General features: G+C 47.2%; 2 protein-coding genes. Both read right to left on the bottom strand.

The window, feature by feature from the left end; all coding sequences use genetic code 11:
• On the bottom strand, positions 1–856 hold an 856-nt coding region (locus R7P35_RS26330; RefSeq protein ID WP_318093441.1), incomplete at its 3' end, for a serine dehydratase subunit alpha family protein.
• Between the two features lie 15 nt (positions 857–871).
• A partial coding sequence (locus R7P35_RS26325; RefSeq protein WP_318093443.1) for a RidA family protein occupies positions 872–1,034 on the bottom strand: 163 nt, incomplete at its 5' end.

Below are 1,034 nucleotides of genomic sequence, written 5' to 3'. Positions count from 1 at the left end.
TTTGGAATACTTCTGCCGCAACTACAACTGGCATTGTAGCGGCAATACCTTGGTTCCCACTGCCGAAATTGCTCATGGCTGGCAACGTCGCCCCTCCCATGCGAGCATCAGACGCCGCGGATGTCATCATCTGTATACGACTCATTAAGTCATTGCCTAATAAGCCTTGCTCGATGTTGCCTTTTAGCGTGCGTCCAATTTCTAGGCCGTAACCTCGGTCGATACCTTCTTGAGCCAGCAAGGTATTGAGCTCTGCAGCTTGGAGAATGAATTTGATCTCTTCAAAAGGCGCTTGAGTGGCAAACTCATAGATTTGTTTGATCGAAATATCCACACCTTCACAAACAGAAGCGGTTGCAACGCGTTGCTGCGGTGGAGCATCAAAAATCACGTCGCCATTGCGCATGATCTGGATAATGTTGGTGTGACCGCCACTGATCGTGACCGAAACAACATCGTCACCAGAAGTGAGCGTTACGCTGCAATAAATGAATTCTTGCGTATCCATGCGCGCTACAGTTACCCGCTCTTCATCTATCAATTGTTGCGCAGCGGCGACATCCTGCTCATTAATCCGAGCCAACACTTCCAGTTCTGCTGTTGGGTCACCGGCTAATGCACCAACTGAGGCGGCAATTTTGAGGCCTATCTTGCCCGTTCCGGGTACGAAAACACCCATCGAGTTTTTAAATAGGTTGTCTGAAACACGCACCTCTATCGCATCAATATCGGATGTGCCTAACTCTTTTCTAGCAACTGCTGCCGCGTACGCAGCAGCAATGGGTTCTGTACATCCTAATGCAGGTTTCACAACTTGCTTAATGATTTGGATATATTGTGTCCATTGCTGGTTCATGCTCTGTTCTCCGTATTACTTTTTATGAGCAATCGCTTCGACTTCAATTAACACGCCAAGAGGCAAATCTTTCACTGCGAAGCAACTGCGTGCCGGACAATCTTGTTGGAAAAACTCTGCGTAGACCTTGTTAAACTCGGCAAAGTCATTAATATTCGATAGGTAACACGTTGTTTTT

The organism is Vibrio sp. Vb0304 (genome assembly GCF_033338995.1).
Classification (GTDB): domain Bacteria; phylum Pseudomonadota; class Gammaproteobacteria; order Enterobacterales; family Vibrionaceae; genus Vibrio; species Vibrio alginolyticus.
The sequence above is the reverse complement of the archived record's forward strand: the minus strand, read 5'-3'. Positions and strand labels throughout refer to the sequence as shown.